General features: G+C 38.7%; 19 protein-coding genes. 1 reads left to right on the top strand and 18 read right to left on the bottom strand.

What is annotated here, in order from left to right:
- Window positions 1-61: 61 nt before the first annotated feature.
- The 7 genes from FI644_RS18345 to FI644_RS18315 are packed head-to-tail and all read right to left on the bottom strand — an operon-like array spanning window position 62 to window position 5656.
- The gene (locus FI644_RS18345) at window positions 62-1045 is read right to left on the bottom strand and encodes a biotin--[acetyl-CoA-carboxylase] ligase (protein ID WP_082446637.1); all 984 of its coding nucleotides are present in this window, start codon (window positions 1043-1045) and stop codon (window positions 62-64) included.
- The gene (locus FI644_RS18340; protein WP_056685414.1) at window positions 1030-2229 is read right to left on the bottom strand and encodes a CCA tRNA nucleotidyltransferase; all 1200 of its coding nucleotides are present in this window, start codon (window positions 2227-2229) and stop codon (window positions 1030-1032) included. The genes FI644_RS18345 and FI644_RS18340 overlap by 16 nt, the downstream gene beginning before the upstream one ends.
- The gene (gene bshA, locus FI644_RS18335; RefSeq protein WP_053476782.1) at window positions 2226-3374 is read right to left on the bottom strand and encodes an N-acetyl-alpha-D-glucosaminyl L-malate synthase BshA; all 1149 of its coding nucleotides are present in this window, start codon (window positions 3372-3374) and stop codon (window positions 2226-2228) included. The genes FI644_RS18340 and bshA overlap by 4 nt, the downstream gene beginning before the upstream one ends.
- The gene (gene bshB1 / locus FI644_RS18330) at window positions 3371-4087 is read right to left on the bottom strand and encodes a bacillithiol biosynthesis deacetylase BshB1 (protein WP_056687224.1); all 717 of its coding nucleotides are present in this window, start codon (window positions 4085-4087) and stop codon (window positions 3371-3373) included. Before bshB1 ends, bshA begins: the two co-directional genes overlap by 4 nt.
- Window positions 4068-4499: a methylglyoxal synthase gene (gene mgsA, locus FI644_RS18325; protein ID WP_053476783.1), complete on the bottom strand. Its 432-nt coding sequence runs from the start codon at window positions 4497-4499 to the stop codon at window positions 4068-4070. The genes bshB1 and mgsA overlap by 20 nt, the downstream gene beginning before the upstream one ends.
- A 14-nt stretch (window positions 4500-4513) precedes the next feature.
- Window positions 4514-5314, bottom strand: coding sequence for a 4-hydroxy-tetrahydrodipicolinate reductase (dapB, locus tag FI644_RS18320; protein ID WP_142108697.1), 801 nt, complete (start codon window positions 5312-5314; stop codon window positions 4514-4516).
- A gap of 12 nt (window positions 5315-5326) precedes the next feature.
- Window positions 5327-5656: a nucleotide pyrophosphohydrolase gene (locus FI644_RS18315; protein WP_053476785.1), complete on the bottom strand. Its 330-nt coding sequence runs from the start codon at window positions 5654-5656 to the stop codon at window positions 5327-5329.
- Window positions 5657-5840: 184 nt separating this feature from the next.
- On the opposite strand from FI644_RS18315, the gene FI644_RS18310 reads away from it, so the two are divergent.
- Window positions 5841-6713 (top strand): YitT family protein, encoded by an 873-nt coding sequence (locus FI644_RS18310; RefSeq protein WP_053476786.1) that lies wholly within the window; start codon window positions 5841-5843, stop codon window positions 6711-6713.
- A 63-nt stretch (window positions 6714-6776) separates the two neighbouring features.
- On the opposite strand, the gene FI644_RS18305 is transcribed toward FI644_RS18310, so the two are convergent.
- The 11 genes from FI644_RS18305 to aroA all read right to left on the bottom strand — a co-directional run bounded on the left by FI644_RS18305 (window position 6777) and on the right by aroA (window position 16559).
- Window positions 6777-7457, bottom strand: coding sequence for a zinc metallopeptidase (locus FI644_RS18305; RefSeq protein WP_142108696.1), 681 nt, complete (start codon window positions 7455-7457; stop codon window positions 6777-6779).
- A 69-nt stretch (window positions 7458-7526) separates the two neighbouring features.
- Window positions 7527-8315 carry a sporulation protein YpjB gene (gene ypjB, locus FI644_RS18300; RefSeq protein WP_142108695.1) on the bottom strand — a complete coding sequence of 263 codons (789 nt, stop codon included), beginning with the start codon at window positions 8313-8315 and terminating at the stop codon, window positions 7527-7529.
- Between the two features lie 108 nt (window positions 8316-8423).
- Window positions 8424-9017 carry a lipoprotein heptaprenylglyceryl N-acetyltransferase LhaT gene (gene lhaT, locus FI644_RS18295; protein ID WP_053476789.1) on the bottom strand — a complete coding sequence of 198 codons (594 nt, stop codon included), beginning with the start codon at window positions 9015-9017 and terminating at the stop codon, window positions 8424-8426.
- Between the two features lie 534 nt (window positions 9018-9551).
- Complete coding sequence (locus tag FI644_RS18290; RefSeq protein ID WP_053476791.1) at window positions 9552-10319, bottom strand: menaquinol-cytochrome c reductase cytochrome b/c subunit; 768 nt, start codon at window positions 10317-10319, stop codon at window positions 9552-9554.
- Window positions 10320-10370: 51 nt separating this feature from the next.
- Window positions 10371-11045, bottom strand: a complete 675-nt coding sequence (qcrB, locus tag FI644_RS18285) for a menaquinol-cytochrome c reductase cytochrome b subunit (RefSeq protein ID WP_053476792.1) — start codon at window positions 11043-11045, stop codon at window positions 10371-10373.
- A gap of 3 nt (window positions 11046-11048) precedes the next feature.
- The gene (locus FI644_RS18280) at window positions 11049-11555 is read right to left on the bottom strand and encodes a QcrA and Rieske domain-containing protein (RefSeq protein ID WP_053476793.1); all 507 of its coding nucleotides are present in this window, start codon (window positions 11553-11555) and stop codon (window positions 11049-11051) included.
- A 149-nt stretch (window positions 11556-11704) separates the two neighbouring features.
- Window positions 11705-12169: a YpiF family protein gene (locus FI644_RS18275; RefSeq protein WP_053476794.1), complete on the bottom strand. Its 465-nt coding sequence runs from the start codon at window positions 12167-12169 to the stop codon at window positions 11705-11707.
- 144 nt (window positions 12170-12313) lie between these two features.
- A complete protein-coding gene (locus tag FI644_RS18270) occupies window positions 12314-12865 on the bottom strand; it encodes a ReoY family proteolytic degradation factor (protein WP_053476795.1) in 552 nt (183 codons plus the stop codon).
- A gap of 49 nt (window positions 12866-12914) precedes the next feature.
- Window positions 12915-14171 (bottom strand): tetratricopeptide repeat protein, encoded by a 1257-nt coding sequence (locus tag FI644_RS18265; RefSeq protein WP_142108694.1) that lies wholly within the window; start codon window positions 14169-14171, stop codon window positions 12915-12917.
- Window positions 14172-14211: 40 nt separating this feature from the next.
- Window positions 14212-15111: a hypothetical protein gene (locus FI644_RS18260; protein WP_053476797.1), complete on the bottom strand. Its 900-nt coding sequence runs from the start codon at window positions 15109-15111 to the stop codon at window positions 14212-14214.
- A 164-nt stretch (window positions 15112-15275) separates the two neighbouring features.
- The gene (gene aroA, locus FI644_RS18255) at window positions 15276-16559 is read right to left on the bottom strand and encodes a 3-phosphoshikimate 1-carboxyvinyltransferase (RefSeq protein ID WP_053476798.1); all 1284 of its coding nucleotides are present in this window, start codon (window positions 16557-16559) and stop codon (window positions 15276-15278) included.
- Window positions 16560-16588: the final 29 nt, after the last annotated feature.

Below are 16588 nucleotides of genomic sequence, written 5' to 3'. Positions count from 1 at the left end.
AAACACTTTCGTTTTTCAAATAAAGTATATCAAATCAAGGAATAACCTGACTACAAAAATATTATTTTTCCAATTCAATATCAGCGGAATAGACATGATGAACGATCCCGTGAGAATCCTCGATCATTAGAACTCCATCATCCGTTATTCCTAATGCTTGTCCAGATATGCTTCCCGTTATCGTTCTTGCTGTAATATTCTTCCCGATGCTGATGGCGTAGCTTTCCCAAAGAAGCTTAATTGGATAGAAACCTTGATCTAAATATAAGGAATACAGCTTTTCTAATTTTACGAGCAGAACTTTAATTAGTTCAGCCCGTTCCAGCTTCTTCCCATATTCGATCGCTAGGGAAGTTGCTATCGGTCTTAATTCCTCAGGATAGTCTTCCAACTGCTGATTCACATTGATTCCAATTCCGATAATTATCGATTGGATACGATCTGCATCTGCCTGCATTTCCGTTAAAATACCGGTTACTTTCTTCCCATTTAGTAATATATCATTTGGCCACTTGATTTCTGGTGTCATACCAGTCATTTCCTCAATCGCTTGGACAACTGCAACAGCAGTAATTAAAGTTAACTGTGGCGCCTTTGCAGGCGGAAGATTCGGACGTAAAATGACACTCATCCAAATACCCGTATATTTAGGCGAATGCCACTTTCGATCCATTCGTCCTCTCCCTGATAGCTGCTCTTCAGCAATAATAATTGTTCCCTCTGACGCCCCCTCAAAAACAAGGCGATGGGCTACTTTTTGAGTGGAATCAACAACATCCTCCGAATGAATATGTCTGCCCATGAATTCCGTTTTTAACCCAAGTCTTATTTCATCAGCAGTTACCCTCTCAGGAGTCTTAATAATCTTATAGCCTTTTCTTCTTACAGCTTCCAGTTCAAAGCCTTCTTTTCGCAGCTCTTCAATATGCTTCCAGACTGCCGTCCTTGAGCATCCTACTAAATCGGCTAGCGCTTGTCCCGATAAAAACTCTTCCTGATTATTGGAAAATGCATCAAGCAGCTTTTTTCTTAGTTCTGATTGCACTCGATTAGCCACTCCCTTATGGATTGATTGTGATTACTAACTTTGCGATGAATCACAGCCTTTTCAACCATTTCTATTTTTTCCCTTATCCAAGGACCTTGCTTCTTCTGAAACCAATCCAGTAAATCATTTCCTGTCACATTAAGCTCGCTTCGTTGTTTAATTGGCAGTGTTTCATATTGTTCCAATAAGCGATCAATTCGGCTGTCTATTTCCTGATTATGTAATAAGTTATATATTCTTTCTGTTGAAAAAATTGTATTCATTCCGGCCTTATAAAGGGCTTCATCCGTCCAATCTATTTTCAATCTTATCATTAGCCATTTTACTAAGTGAATAATTTTTTTGATTTTCTTTACAGGCAGCTTCCATGTTTTCAAAAAGGAATTGATTTCATCATTATTTATTCTCAACTGATAAATAAGAAATGCCCACATTTCTTCAATTGTCAAACTCGTAGTATCGTATTTGCACATTCGAGTTAATCCTTCTGAATAAGGAGCCATTCCAGGCAAATACATATATAATCTAGTTTCATGCAGCATTTCTAATGCATGCTTACGATTTTTTCCGACTAATAATTTTTCAAACTCAATGAGTTTTCTTTCCGTTGAAATGTGTTTGAGCAAATGAGCATATTGAATAAGCGCAGCTCTTGTTGTGGTTTCAATTTGAAAATTAAGCTGACTGAAAAACCGTACAGCACGCATCATTCTTAATGCGTCCTCGCTAAAACGCTCTTCAGCCTTCCCAACCGTTTGAATCACCCTATTCTCTATTGCTCGTTTGCCATGAAAGGGATCAATGAACTGCCCTCTCTTATCCATCGCAATGGCATTCATCGTAAAATCTCTTCTCTTCAAGTCTTCTTCCAGTGATCGAATGAATTGTACCTCGGATGGTCTACGGCAATCTTCATATTCTGCTTCTGTACGAAAGGTTGTTACCTCATACGTCTTCCCACTAAATAGAACAACAATTGTTCCATGTTCTACACCGACATCAATCGTTTTCGGAAAAATAGCTTGAATCTCTTGAGGAGTTGCCGATGTCGCAATATCAATGTCTGCTATATCCCTTCCGAGTAATAAATCTCTGACAGAGCCTCCAACAAAATAAGCTTCGAATCCCTCATCTTCAATTTTTGTTAGTAAGGGAACAGCAGATAAAAATGGCTCGTTCATATGTCCTCCCTATTCTTTAAAAGATCATAATAAATTTCTTCATATTGAGCTACAATAAGTCCTGAACGAAAATGAATATAAGCAGAATTTACCGCTTCCGTAGAAAATTTTTGATGAAGATTTTCATCAGTAAGCAATGAAACACCTTTTATGGCGATTGCTTCTATATCCCCTAATTCACATAAATAGCCGTTCTTTCCATCCTTAATTACTTCTGGAATTCCGCCAACATTCGTCCCTATACACGGAACACCACAAGCCATGGCTTCTAACGCCACTAATCCAAAGCTTTCTTTTTCAGATAGTAAAAGCATAAGGTCACTGATAGAATATAATTCCTCTAGATTATCTTGCTTCCCTAGGAAGATAACTTGATCGGCAATCCCTAATTGGCTAACAAGCTTACAAATGACCGTCATTTCTGGACCATCACCGACTAGAAGAAGCTTGGCAGGAATATCTTCTGCCATTCTCGAAAATGCTTTCACTACATCTTGAACCCTTTTTACTGCTCGAAAATTCGAAACATGAATGACTACCTTTTCCCCTTCATTAATCCCAAACTCTTTTTTTAAATACGAAGAATTAGTTAATCGATACACACGTTCATCAATAAAATTGTAAACAACCTCGATTTCTTTATTCGGTTTGACGACATCATATGTTTGAGCGATTAAAGCATTTGATACCGCCGTTACAGCATCTGATTTTTCGATTCCGAATCGGATCGCATCCGTTAAAGTTGAATCATAGCCTAGGACTGTTATATCTGTTCCGTGGAGGGTTGTTACAATTTTGATATCTCTATCACACATTTGTTTCGCTAAGATGGCACAAACTGCATGAGGAATGGCATAGTGCACATGTAGGAGATCCAGTTTCTCACGATTAATTACTTCCGCCATCTTACTTGCCAAGGCGATATCATATGGCGGGTACTGAAAAACAGAATATTGATTTACCTCAACTTGATGATAATAAATATTCGGATTCATTTTATTTAAACGAAAAGGAACACTTGAAGAAATGAAATGAATTTCATGTCCTCTTTCCGCAAGCATTTTTCCTAACTCTGTTGCGATTGCACCTGATCCCCCAACAGTTGGGTAACAGGTAATGCCGATTTTTAATTTTTTCTCTTTCATAACTCTTCTCCAAATAAATCATCATTCATAATTAGCGGTTTATTTTGTTTAAAACCTTCCGCATATGTAATACCCACTTGGCTGCCAAAAAGTCTTTCCCTTGCTTCAATCATGTCAACATAACCGTTTACTAATGGCGTATTAAAGGATTGAGCTGTTTTTGTAAATTGGCTTTTATACGCTTGTAAGCTAGCTATCTTTTTATCCATATAGGAAGATACATCGACAACAAAATCAGGTTCAAGAAATCCATTGATCATATAAAAAAATAGATTTTTCACCTTATGGGGAGGAATCCCATCCTCTGGATCATAATTCTTTATGCCTGCAGAAAATACAGCCTCCTTAACCAAGCGGGCACAGCCGCCATGATCTGGGTGGCGATCCTTATAATATGGAGCAAACACAATAGCCGGCTGATATTTACGAATTACACGAACAGCTTTTTTTATGTATTCCTGATTATGAAAAAGTCCCCTATCAGGTAAATCAAGTGTTTCCCTTGTAACAACTCCTAGGATTTCTGCCGCTTCTTTTGCTTCCATTTGCCTAATTTCAACCGTTCCGTTTGATGACAGCTCCGCTTTTGTTAAATCACATATCCCTATTTTCTTTCCATTCTCTGCATATTTTGCAATGGAACCACCCATGCCTATTTCAACATCATCTGCATGTGCGCCAAATGCAAGTATATCAAGCTTGATCTGCTCCATTTGTTTCACCACTTCTTCCATTCACAATCGTTCTCCAAGCTAAATCTCCTCGTTCAAGCCCTTTGATTAATATCTCTGCTGTTCCAAGATTTGTCGCAAGCGGCACAGAATATACATCACATAACCGAATTAACGCACTAATATCAGGCTCATGTGGCTGTGATGTTAAAGGGTCACGAAAAAAAATGACAATATCCATTTTATTATTCGCAACCAATGCGCCGATTTCTTGGTCGCCTCCATACGGACCAGATTGAAAGCGATGAACATCCAGGCCTGCTTCATTAATTATTCTTAAACCTGTCGTTCCAGTAGCAAAAAGATGATGCTTAGACAATATATCTTTATAAGCAGTCGTAAAGCTGACGAGATGGTCTTTCTTCTTATCATGAGCAATTAAAGCTATATTCATCGTTTTGCCCTCCATCATTCAATAATGTTTTCTAGCCCGTATATGAGCGTATCTATTTTCATCACTGTATCTACAGCCAGCTTTACACCAGACATGAATGAAGCACGGTTATATGAGTCATGACGAATGGTTAGCGTCTGTCCGGTCGCTCCAAACATTACTTGCTGATGGGCAATTAATCCAGGCAAACGGACAGAATGAATACGCATACCATCAAAATCGGCACCTCTTGCACCAGCTATCGTTTCCTTTTCATTTAGGTGTCCTTGCTGCTTAGCCTCTCTTACTTCTGCGATCATTTCTGCAGTTTTCACTGCTGTTCCAGAAGGAGCATCTAGCTTTTCATCATGATGTAATTCAATGATTTCCACATCGTTAAAATACTTACCTGCTAATTGGGCAAATTTCATCATAAGAACGGCTCCAATCGCAAAATTAGGCGCGATAATACAGCCAAGACCCTTTTCCTTGCAAATGGCTTCAAGCTCATTTACGTTCTCTTTTGTAAACCCAGTTGTTCCCACCACAGGTCTCACTCCGTATGATAGTGCTGTCTTTGTATGCAGCATCCCAAATTCAGGAGTGGTTAAATCAATAAGAACATCAGCTTCCACCTTTTGAAAGCATTCTTCTATATTCGTATAAACAGGAATATCCAGCCCTGAAAACCCGTCAAAATCACTTAAAGATCCACCATCATTTTTATGATCAACAACAGCAACTAAATGAAAATTATCTGTTTGTTGTACAAGTCTGACCGCCTCTCTCCCCATACGTCCACGGGGACCAGCAATGACAATCTTAATATCCCTCATTATATTACTCCTCTACTCTTTGATTCTCGTCCATCGGTCCTTATCCCGGGTGTTGAATTTGTTCATTACTAGATCATGTGCTTTCTCCAGATCAATATTTAAAGAATTTGCAAGGCAAATGAGAACAAACAGCATATCACCCATTTCTTCTTCAATTGCTTTATCTTTCTCAGACGATTTCTTTGGCTTCTCACCGTATTGGTGATTGATTTCCCGAGCAAGCTCACCAAGCTCCTCAGTCATTCTTGCTAGCATCGCAAGCGGGCTGAAATAACCCTCTTTAAATTGACCAATGTATTCATCAACTTCTGTTTGAAGCTCTTTCATTGTTTTTTCTTTCAATTATTCCACTCTCCATTTTAATGCTTTGAAAATTGATTCATTTGCCTTCTTTCATGTTAGCTAATCAACGGTTCTTTTACAAACATTTTTGCCCTCGCTTGATTCCTTTAATGAACAAACTTGACTTTCCTATTCCATTACATGCACAATTATCTAAGTGAAATTTTGGTAGTGGAGGGTTTATATGAAAATTGGACTTAAACTTAAAAATATTATCTTTATCCTTCTTGGATCAATCATTTTTTCATTTGGGATTGTACATTTTAATATGCAAAATAATTTGGCTGAGGGTGGCTTTACTGGAATTACATTACTTCTATACTTCCTTTTCAAATGGGATCCTTCTTACACGAATTTACTCTTAAACATCCCACTTTTCTTTATTGGATGGAAATTGCTAGGGCGGAACGCCTTTTTGTATACTATAATCGGAACAGTCAGCGTTTCAGTCTTTTTATGGATTTTCCAGCGCTATCAAATTAACATGCCGCTGAACGAGGATTTAACATTAGCCGCTTTATTTGCCGGGGTTTTTATTGGTGTTGGACTTGGTATTATCTTCCGCTTTGGCGGTACAACTGGCGGGGTTGATATTATCGCCCGTTTAGTAAATAAATATGCTGGGGTGAGCATGGGGAAAACAATGTTTATGTTTGATGCAGTTGTTATTACTCTCTCTTTAATTTTCTACCTGTCCTATCAAGAAGCCATGTATACGCTTGTTTGCGTTTTTGTCGGTGCAAGAGTGATTGATTTCATGCAGGAAGGAGCCTATTCTGCTAGAGGGGCAATGATCATTTCAGATCTCAATGAAGAAATTGCCGCTAAAATTATGAATGAAATGGAAAGAGGAGTAACTGTTTTAAAGGGGCACGGCTCTTTTACAAAAAAAGAACGAGAAGTCCTATATTGTGTTGTAGGGAAAAATGAAATTGTCCGGTTGAAGAATGTCATTACATCCGTTGACCCACATGCATTTGTCTCCGTTAGCGTTGTTCATGACGTCCTTGGAGAAGGGTTCACATTAGATGAAAACAAAAAACCACTCGAACATTAATCCATTGAAACTGTTCAGCCTCGACAAGGATAAGACAAAAGAAAACCAGCCAAGTGGCTGGTTTTAATCATTTCTTTGCATACCAGTATAAATTAGAATTAAACGAAGCAGTTCCATCACTGCTACTGCTGCTGCAGCTACATAAGTGAGAGCTGCCGCGTTTAGAACCTTTTTGGTCTCTCTTTCTTCATCATTTCGAATGACGCCAAGTGAAACCACCTGATCCATCGCTCGATTGGATGCATTAAATTCGACCGGTAAGGTAATAAGCTGAAAAACAACAGCAGCTGCCATAAAGATAATCCCTAATAAAACAAAGCCGCTGTAGCCTGCAAGAAATCCAATCATAATTAATATCCAGGAAAAGTTAGACCCGAGATTTGCAACCGGGACAAGCGCATGGCGGAATCTTAAAAACGCATAATCCTGCTGATCCTGTATCGCATGACCAACTTCATGTGCTGCTATTGCTGCAGCTGCAACAGAATGTCCATGATAATTCACTGAAGAAAGACGGACAGTCTTTGAACGAGGATCATAATGATCCGTTAAATGTCCTCTTGTCTCTTCTATTCCAACATGGAATAAACCATTTGCATCTAGTATCTTTCTCGCTACTTCTGCCCCCCTCATATGGGATGAAGATGAGACTTTTGAATACTTTGCATAAGAGCCCTTTACTCTAAATTGTGCCCAAAGAGGCACTAAAATGATGATAGCGAAGTAAATAAGGTATCCACCCATAATTAACCTCCCATTTCCGCTAATTCTAGTTGTTTTTTTATATTGTACACTTGCTGAAATATGAAGTCACTATTTTTGCCCTCTTGAACGGTTCTTTTCCTTTTGCTGGTCCCCCTTATACTTTCTCCAGCCAACATAAGACAATGTAAGAATAATAATGCTGCCTGTTGAAATAATCACCCACCAGAGAGATGGATCTGCTTCATCATCAGACATTTCATCAAATAAAAGCTGTAAATCAGCTTCGAGCGCCTCAAGTTCGTGCTGTGTCCCTTCATCAGCCAACACTTGAGGACGGTAACGATCGATATAATCAATACGAGTATCTAATCTTTGAATACGTTCCCCAGTTACATTAATTTTCATACTTGGATAAATAACATCATATAAAGACAAAAAAGTATTAAATTTCGATTGAAAATGTTCTTTATTTCCGTTGTAGACTGCCTCTTTCATTTCTCCAAAAACAGTCATAATCGGGGCTTCCATTTCTGTCCATAAAGGCTGATTTTGAGAGGAAATGGCATCCATAACGAGTCTAAACTTTGTTACTCGATTGATTTTCTCATTATGATTAATAGTGGCATTAGCGGTAGCTTGTACCGCTTCATCATGAGAAACAGTAAGGATTCGCATCTCATCAGAAGTCAATATGCTAACTTGTCCTGATGTTGCACGAAATTGATCTGAAAAATAATCTAGAAGCTTTTTGGCATCCTCATATCGATGAAGCTTGACCATTTGCAGTGCTTCATCTGATAATTGATCCAATCTATCAATAGATGAGGTTTCTTCCGCATATCCTGCTATAGGCAATAGAAGAAAAATCATGATTGCAATCATTATTCTGGATTTCATACTTGTCCCCCCTCAAATTACTATTAAATATGTATGAGAGATGGGACAAGGATAGACCAGAAATCCATTTTCGGTTGTTTAAATTCTATTATCTATTAGTATTAGCAGTTATTTAATTTCTAGTTGAAAACGATTTTTTTTAATCGTCAAAAAGTAAGTGATCCCTAAAGAAAATACACTTAGCCAAAATGTAAAATAGCCAATTTGTGGAGTATATAAGTCCAAAATCGTGTAGCGCGGAAGCATAAAAAACACATAATCAATGACATCATTATGCAGCGTCCAAATACCTGTAACAACAAGATGCCACGTTTTTACACGGTAAAAAGGCGCATATAGCATTCCCTGTATAGCCATTGCCCCATGAGAGAATATAAGCATCAATGCTATCCAATCAAGCTCTCCGGTCACTTGGAATACTAATAAATTCATTACAACAGCCCAGATGCCATATTTAATTAACGTTACGATTGCCAAAGCTTCAAATAATGGCCAATTTTTTCCTAACAGAAAAGCAATTAAAACAAATACAAAGAATAGGCTTGCGGTCGGACTGTCAGGTACAAAAGGCAAGAATATTGCAGGTGTATCAACCAGCTGCCATTTATACCAAATATACCCGTATATCGTCCCTGCACTATTGATAACTAACAGTAGCCATAATACAGCTTTATTTCCTAAAACAGGATAAATCCACTTCATGATTGTCCTCTTCTCTATATATGTTTATTTTCTTCATTATTTTACCATAGAGGCCTGAACAATATATGCACGCAAACTAAAAAAAGCGGAAGCGCCTTCGGAACAAGCAAAACCCGCTTGTTCCTGCGAGGAATATTCAAGAAAGTTTGCATTGGTGCTCACCCCCGACAAGCACAAGACGAGCCTCACGGAAAGGTGTTCTTTACCTTTCTGTGAGGCTTGATCGAAATGTGGAGGCGACTGTCCAGGGACGACTGCATAAGACAAGACCTGTAAGAAGGTGTATTTCCTTCTGAAAGGGATTGGCTTATGACACGAGTCCTTAGGAGCCGCAACTAGACAAGCTTGTGACCTCGAGGTCGACAAAAGCGCGACATCCTCCTAAAAGCCTCACTTTTAGTCGTGCGATGCATCGCTGACGAAGCTTTCCTTGTCCTGTCGCATTGTCGACACTAGTACTTCCTGTACGTCGGGGGTAGGCTGCTTGCGCTAGACAAAATAAAAAAGCTGACGAATCAACGTCAGCCTTGTTATTTATTCACTTACGATACCTGAAATATACTCAGCCAATTTGTCAAACTCTTCATCCGTACCTTTGAAAAGTCCTCCTGGCATTGCACCTTTACCGTTTGTAACTATTTCTTTTATTTCTTCAGGAGTTAGACCAGTGTCAATAAGAGCAGGTGCTCCTCCTCCACCTTGGAGTTCTCCACCATGACAAGTTAAACAAGTATTCGCTTCCATAATCTTGTAGCCTTCAGCTTCTGTATCAATTTCAACTTCTGCAACAATTTTCCCTTGGTTCGCTGCTGCTTCCCAGTCATGGGTTGCTACAGACTGCCAAGTTAAGAATGTAATTGCTGCTACTGCCAATAACATAAAGCCTGTTGCCAATGGACGCTTTGATGGACGGCGTTCTGGTCCACGGTCGATAAATGGTGCAAGCAGCAATGCTCCGAAAGCAAGACCTGGAATTACTAAGGCACCTACAATATTAAATGGACCTGATGCGTAAGTATACTTTAATAGTTGGTATAAGAATAAGAAATACCAGTCTGGCAATGGAATATATGCTGTATCACTTGGATCCGCGATTTTTTCAAGTGGCGGCTCATGTGCAATTGTTAAACATAAAAATCCGATTAGGAAAACGGCACCTATCATCCATTCTTTTAATAGGAAGTTAGGCCAGAATGCTTCCGTTTTGCCAGGGTACTCCGAATAGTCTTTCGGAATGTTCGGTTTTCGTTCAGCAGAAACACGAGAGTCTCCTACGAATTTCATACCTTTACCACGATGCATTGGGCGATTCCCCCTCCTTTATCTAAAAATCCTCTTTTTGTTCATTTCATCTTACAATGGTCCTGAAATACCTTGCTTACGAATCATTACAAAGTGAGCAGCCATTAATGCGAACAATGCTGCTGGCAAGAAGAATACGTGAATCGCAAAGAAACGAGTAATTGTTTGCGCTCCGACAATATCCGGTGATCCAGCAATGAGGGTTTTTAGATATACCCCAATTAACGGAACAGATTCAATAATTTGCATTGTAACTTTTGTTGCAAATAATGCTTTCATATCCCAAGGCAGTAAGTAGCCTGTTAAACCAAGAGCCAGCATAACGAAGAAAATTAATACGCCGACAACCCAGTTCAATTCACGCGGTTTCTTGTAAGCACCTTGGAAGAATACGCGTAACGTATGTAAGAACATCATTACGATGACTAAACTCGCTCCCCAGTGATGCATTCCTCGAACAATTTGTCCAAATGCCACATGGTTTTGCAAGTAATACACGGATTCCCATGCATTTTTAATATCTGGAACATAATACATCGTTAAGAACATTCCAGATAAAATTTGAATAACGGTAACAAAGAATGTTAAACCGCCGAAGCAATAAACGAAAGCAGAAAAGTGATGGGCAGGGTTTACATGCTCTGGCACTTCATGATCTGCAATATCGCGCCATAAAGGCGTAATATCTAAACGCTCGTCTACCCAATCATAAATTTTGTTTAACAAGGATTACGCCCCCTTCTTTGGCTCTGCTTTACCTAAGTGCAGGTAACCATCTTTTTCAATGTAAGGATATACATCAAGTGGTGCAATAGGTGGTGTACCTGGAACATTTGTACCATCTTTTGTATAAAGTCCTCCATGACATGGGCAGTAGAAATGGTCAGGATTAGATTTATCCCCTTCCCAGTTAACCACACACCCTAAATGCTTACAAACAGGTGAAAGTGCGACAATTTCTCCCTTGTCGTCCTTGTATACCCACGCAGTTCCAGTTTCTTCAGAATTGTACCATGCATCCTGTTGTTCAAATGTAAAGTCAACACGAGTTGGCACTTCTGTAATATCAGCAACCTTTTGCGGAGTTGGAATGTAATTACCGCCAGCTTTTGCCTGCAATACTGGATCAACTGCAAAACGAACCATTGGCATCAACATTCCAGCAGCCATGAAGCCGCCTACACCAGTTAGTGTATAGCTTAGAAATTGACGTCTTGAAACACGATTTTTGCTCATACCTTTCCCCCCTCTATTATGAAGTTAAGTCCAACGGACAAAATTCAACACAATATAAAACTAGGACATAACAATGATATATCAATCTTAATTGAAGGTCAATATATCGTTTGACGAAAACATGTCAACTGTGTGACTAAAATTGCCATTTACTCGCCTGATTGCCATTTTTGCAGAAACAATTGAAGGAGCTGCTTTACTTGATCATCAAGAATCGTATTTTTATACTGCTCATCCATATGTTCTAGCGGAAGGGAAGGCAGCCATATCAATCCACCATCAAATTGACTTTCAAGCGCTTTCCAACTGCTATCAGATGTTAAGTAGAGTACGTGTTTGAATCCTTTCTCTGTCAGTTCTTTCTCCCATAGCTTTATATCACTTATAAGCTTGTCCTCAGGGAATGATTTTAAGTAAGAATAGCCTGGGAACATAACCAATCTTCCTCTGAACTGTCTTTCAAGCTGAATACTCAATAAAGAAATAAACTCTGACATCGCAGCCGTTTGCTTTATATCATCTCGTAACGATACAGGAAACAAAGGCAGGACAGCTGTATCTACATATTCCTTTGATTTTAAGTACATATCAATATCCTGGGAAATCCACTTCATCCATTTCACTCCATATCTTTAATTTGTCCTAATAAATAACTGACATTCCATAATCCTTTCTAATCATATCACTATAATTCACTTACTAAAAGGAAGTTTAGCACACTAGCAAAGCAAAAAATAAAAGCTTGCCAGTATAGCAAGCTAATGAAAATCTGTCTTTAGTTTTTTTAATTTCTCAGTTAGCAGTAAAAAGGTCTGTTCATCATGATTATCAAGCGCTTCATCAATTTTTTGCAAGAGATGATCCCTTTGAAACCTTTCTAAACAGTTATCTAAGAATCGTTCCGCAATCAGCCGGTCTTTTTCATTAATTCGAAGCTTTTTTGGCATGAAAGGATTTTCCTCAAGAACAGCTGCATATTGGTGGGTTTTGTTTGATGCATGAAAGTTTAATTGAATAAAGATTTCTTCCTCCCGGTTCAATCTAATATCATGGAATGATTTCTCCGCGTCTGTAGTCATGACATTTTCCTTATAAAAACGAAAAGGGACTTCATCCACACAATGAGTAGACATCACTAAACCCTTTGGGCAATATTGCGCTTGCTCTACAAAATGGACCTTTTCCATTAGTTGGTCGTGGCTCATTAAATAATTTAATATCCATACGCATTCTCGCCTTTTTAATTGATAATGATTGAGAAACCAGCGAATAAAATCTTTCTTCTCGTTGACAGAAACAGGGGCTGACATGATTAGATTCCCTCCTCTGCAAATTGTAATGCGACAAGCTCCTCGTTGATTATTCCGAGAGTCTTTGTACTATATCTTGATATTCTAAGTTGTTTGGTTCTATTTTTATCAGTGTATTAAAAATTTCGGCAGCCTCGGCACTTTTTCCTTCTTCAATTAGAAAATATCCATAGTCTGAAAGAAAATCTGGCTGCTCCTTAAAAAAAGTATATGCACTGTCGTATTTGTTTAATGCCTGTGAATATTCTTCAAGGTGCTGATGGGCGATTGCAGCATCCCATAGAAGCCGTGGCTCTTCTTCTTCAAGATCGTTCATCATTTCAGTAATTTCTATAATATCTTCATACCGCTCTTGTTTAAGGAACAGCTTTGTCAACGTGACAGCAGCTTCTGTAAACTCTGGATCTAAAGCTAATGACTCCCTAAATAACTTTTCCGCTTCTTCTCCCTTGCCAAGCTTTAATGCAAGCTTCCCACCACTAAAATACAGCTCTTTATTATATTCATCCTGCTTGATTCCCAGTTTTATCGCTTGGTAGCTATTTTCAAGCTCATCTTCCCGTTCATAGGCTTTTGCCAGATTTAAATATAAAGAATGATACTCAGGATCCAGCTCTTTTAGCTCATTAAACTTTTCAATCGCGGTCCGATTAAAGCCTGCTTGCATTGCTGTGAACGCATAGCTAAACAATGTATTAATTTCAATTTTATCATCCAATGCCTTTTCATAATAAGGCATTGATTCCTCAAATGCACCACCAACACTCAAGACTTCAGCCATCCGTTGGTTAACATTCACACCCGCAATTACATCTTCTTTATGCAATACCATTTCGTAAGCTCTTGTAGCTTCTAGAAATTTACCTTGCTCAGCATATAGCTCTCCAAGTGCAAAATCAATAATGATTTCATTTGGCAAGATGGACTTAGCCTCCTGCAGCTTTTGTTCACTGACCTCATAGAGTCCTTCCATTTGGTAAAGATCCGCTAGCAGGAGAAGCGATTGCGGAAAGCTTGGATCATCCTCCTGCACTCGTTCAAGGACGAGGATTGCTTCATCTTCCTGACCAAGGTCGATATGAGCCTCTGCTAGAAGAACGAGCAGCTCCCCTTCTTCTGGATATGCTTCCAGTAATCGCTCAAACAAAGCCTTTGCTTCCTCTACAAAACCATATTGAAACAGCTCTTCCGCAAGTACAAATCTTTCCTCATGGGATCCTTGCAGCAAAATTTGTTTCTGCTGCTTCATCGCTTCTTCATGCTGGCCTTTTTCTATTAGCTCAATAATATTATCTACTTTTTCCATAATTAATTCCTTTCAGGACGATTGTCTAACTTACAGTATATTAAATAGTAAAATAGGATGGTGTGTTTATTTTAACATGTTCACCGAACCCTGGACGAAAATCAATATAATCCTGTGCCCGGATGACTTCGCCCTTATGGATAGTATGAACAAGCATATGTCTATGATAATGAAAGAGCTCGACTTCTTCAATATTTCTGATTTCCCTGCTCTTCAAGTATAAGTTATATGATAACTCAAGGCCTTGATGAATACTTGATTTCTTCGGGAAAATTCCTATTTTTTTCAAAACAGGATATGGGATCGGTTCATTTTCTGCTATTTCATCATTAATAGATGGAATTTTTTCTTTTTCCATGACCCGCTTCCATTTGATTTTTGCTTCGTTTCTTTCTTTCTCATTGTCATTTACAAAAATCGGGATCAGCGGACTATTGTATGGAAACATTGCCTCCCTCAGCCATCCCCAAGGAAGAACATCTAACTCGTCCACATGATGTATTTCTACAAAGATAGCAGGTACCTTTTCACGCTTGCACTTTCTTAATATAGACGGAGTTAATAATCGTGAAGAGATTTTTACACCAATAATATAATCGATTGGACTATTTAACAACCGTGTATGAATTCGTTTAATTTCTTTCAATAACGCTTGCTCATGAGCAACCACAGCTAACGTTAAAAAGGTTGTACAACCTTTGAGAATGAATTCATCAATAAAGAATTTTTTTAACTCTTGGAAAGGCAAATTTAACGGGAACTCTTTAAGTAAAAGAGTCGATGTGGGGGTCATAATAAAAGAAGCTGCATTCATTCGAATAAACCCATAACGTTTATAATCCGGTTTAATCGATAAAATCTTCCCATTTTCAATCAGCAGTGACGCCTTTGTCATCTTTCGTTCCTTTAATATGGTTGCATTTTCAATAATATAAGTCATAAAACCCCCCTCTTATACGGTCTTATGACAAGCTATGTATTTGTTAAATAAAATATGACAAATATCTATTAGAGCAATGTTCACAACCAAGCATGTAAATATCGATTGACGTTTTACATTTCACACAAAAGGAGCTGCTTAGGCAGCTCCAAGTGGACAAATAACTAAATAAGACTTTGTAAATGAGTAAAGAATGTAGGATAGGATACATAAATAGCCTCTTCATTCTCAAGGTAGACATCCTCTTTACATAATGTCGCCGCAACAGATAGCATCATGCCAATCCGATGATCCCCATGACTTGATACAGTGCCACCAATTAATTCTGTTTTGCCATAGATAATCATTCCGTCTTCGGTTGCCTCAATAGTAGCTCCAAGCTTCGTTAGTTCAGCCACAACGGTATCAATCCGATTCGTTTCCTTTACCTTTAATTCGTGTGCATCTTTAATTACTGTAACACCTTCGGCTTGGGTAGCCAATAAAGCAATAATCGGAATTTCATCAATCAACTTTGGAATGATCTCACCTGCAATCGTCATTCCTTTTAATGCAGATGATTGAATGACGATATCTCCTCTTGGCTCAAACTCATCCTCTGTAAGCTGTTTAATCGTTATCTTTGCACCCATTTCTTTCATAATATCAATAATGCCCGTTCTGGTCGGATTCAGACCTACATTTGTCAATTTAATTTCACTGCCTGGTACAATGGCACCCGCAACTAAAAAGAAGGCTGCAGATGAAATATCTCCTGGAACATGAATCGATGTACCCGTTAGTTTCTGTCCGCCTTTTATTCGGATCGCTGTTCCGGTTTTCTCTACTTCTCCGCCGAATTGTTTGATCATTCGTTCAGTATGATCTCTTGTTTTCACCGGTTCAATGACAGTTGTCGTTCCGCTAGCTTGTAAACCAGCAAAAAGTAGCGAAGATTTAACCTGAGCACTCGCTACAGGAAGCTCGTATTCAATTCCTTTTAGATTCCCGCCCTTAATGGATAAAGGTGTGAATTCACCATTCTTTCTCCCATTAATGGCTGCACCAAATAATTGCAAAGGCTTTGTTACTCTTGTCATCGGTCTTTTTCCAATTGATTGGTCACCAATCAAAACAGAGTGAAACGGCCGCGCAGCCAATATCCCTAATAATAAACGGATCGTCGTGCCAGAGTTACCAACATCTAGTATCTCTGAAGGCTCATTTAGCCCTTCAAAGCCATTGCCATGAATAATAACCTTTTCTTCCTGCCGCTCGATCATGACACCCATTTTTTTGAAACAATCGATTGTACTTAAACAATCCTCACCTAATAAAAAATTTGTCACAACAGTTTTTCCATCCGCTATTGACCCAAACATGATTGACCGATGGGAAATCGACTTATCTCCTGGAATGGCAATTTCCCCATTCAAGCCTTCCACTTTGGTTACTAGTTTTTTTGGCATCCTCATCATCCTTTCGCAAATATTAATGG

The organism is Cytobacillus solani (assembly GCF_006704205.1).
GTDB lineage: Bacteria > Bacillota > Bacilli > Bacillales > Cytobacillaceae > Cytobacillus > Cytobacillus solani.
This window is presented reverse-complemented; position numbering and strand designations above follow the sequence as displayed.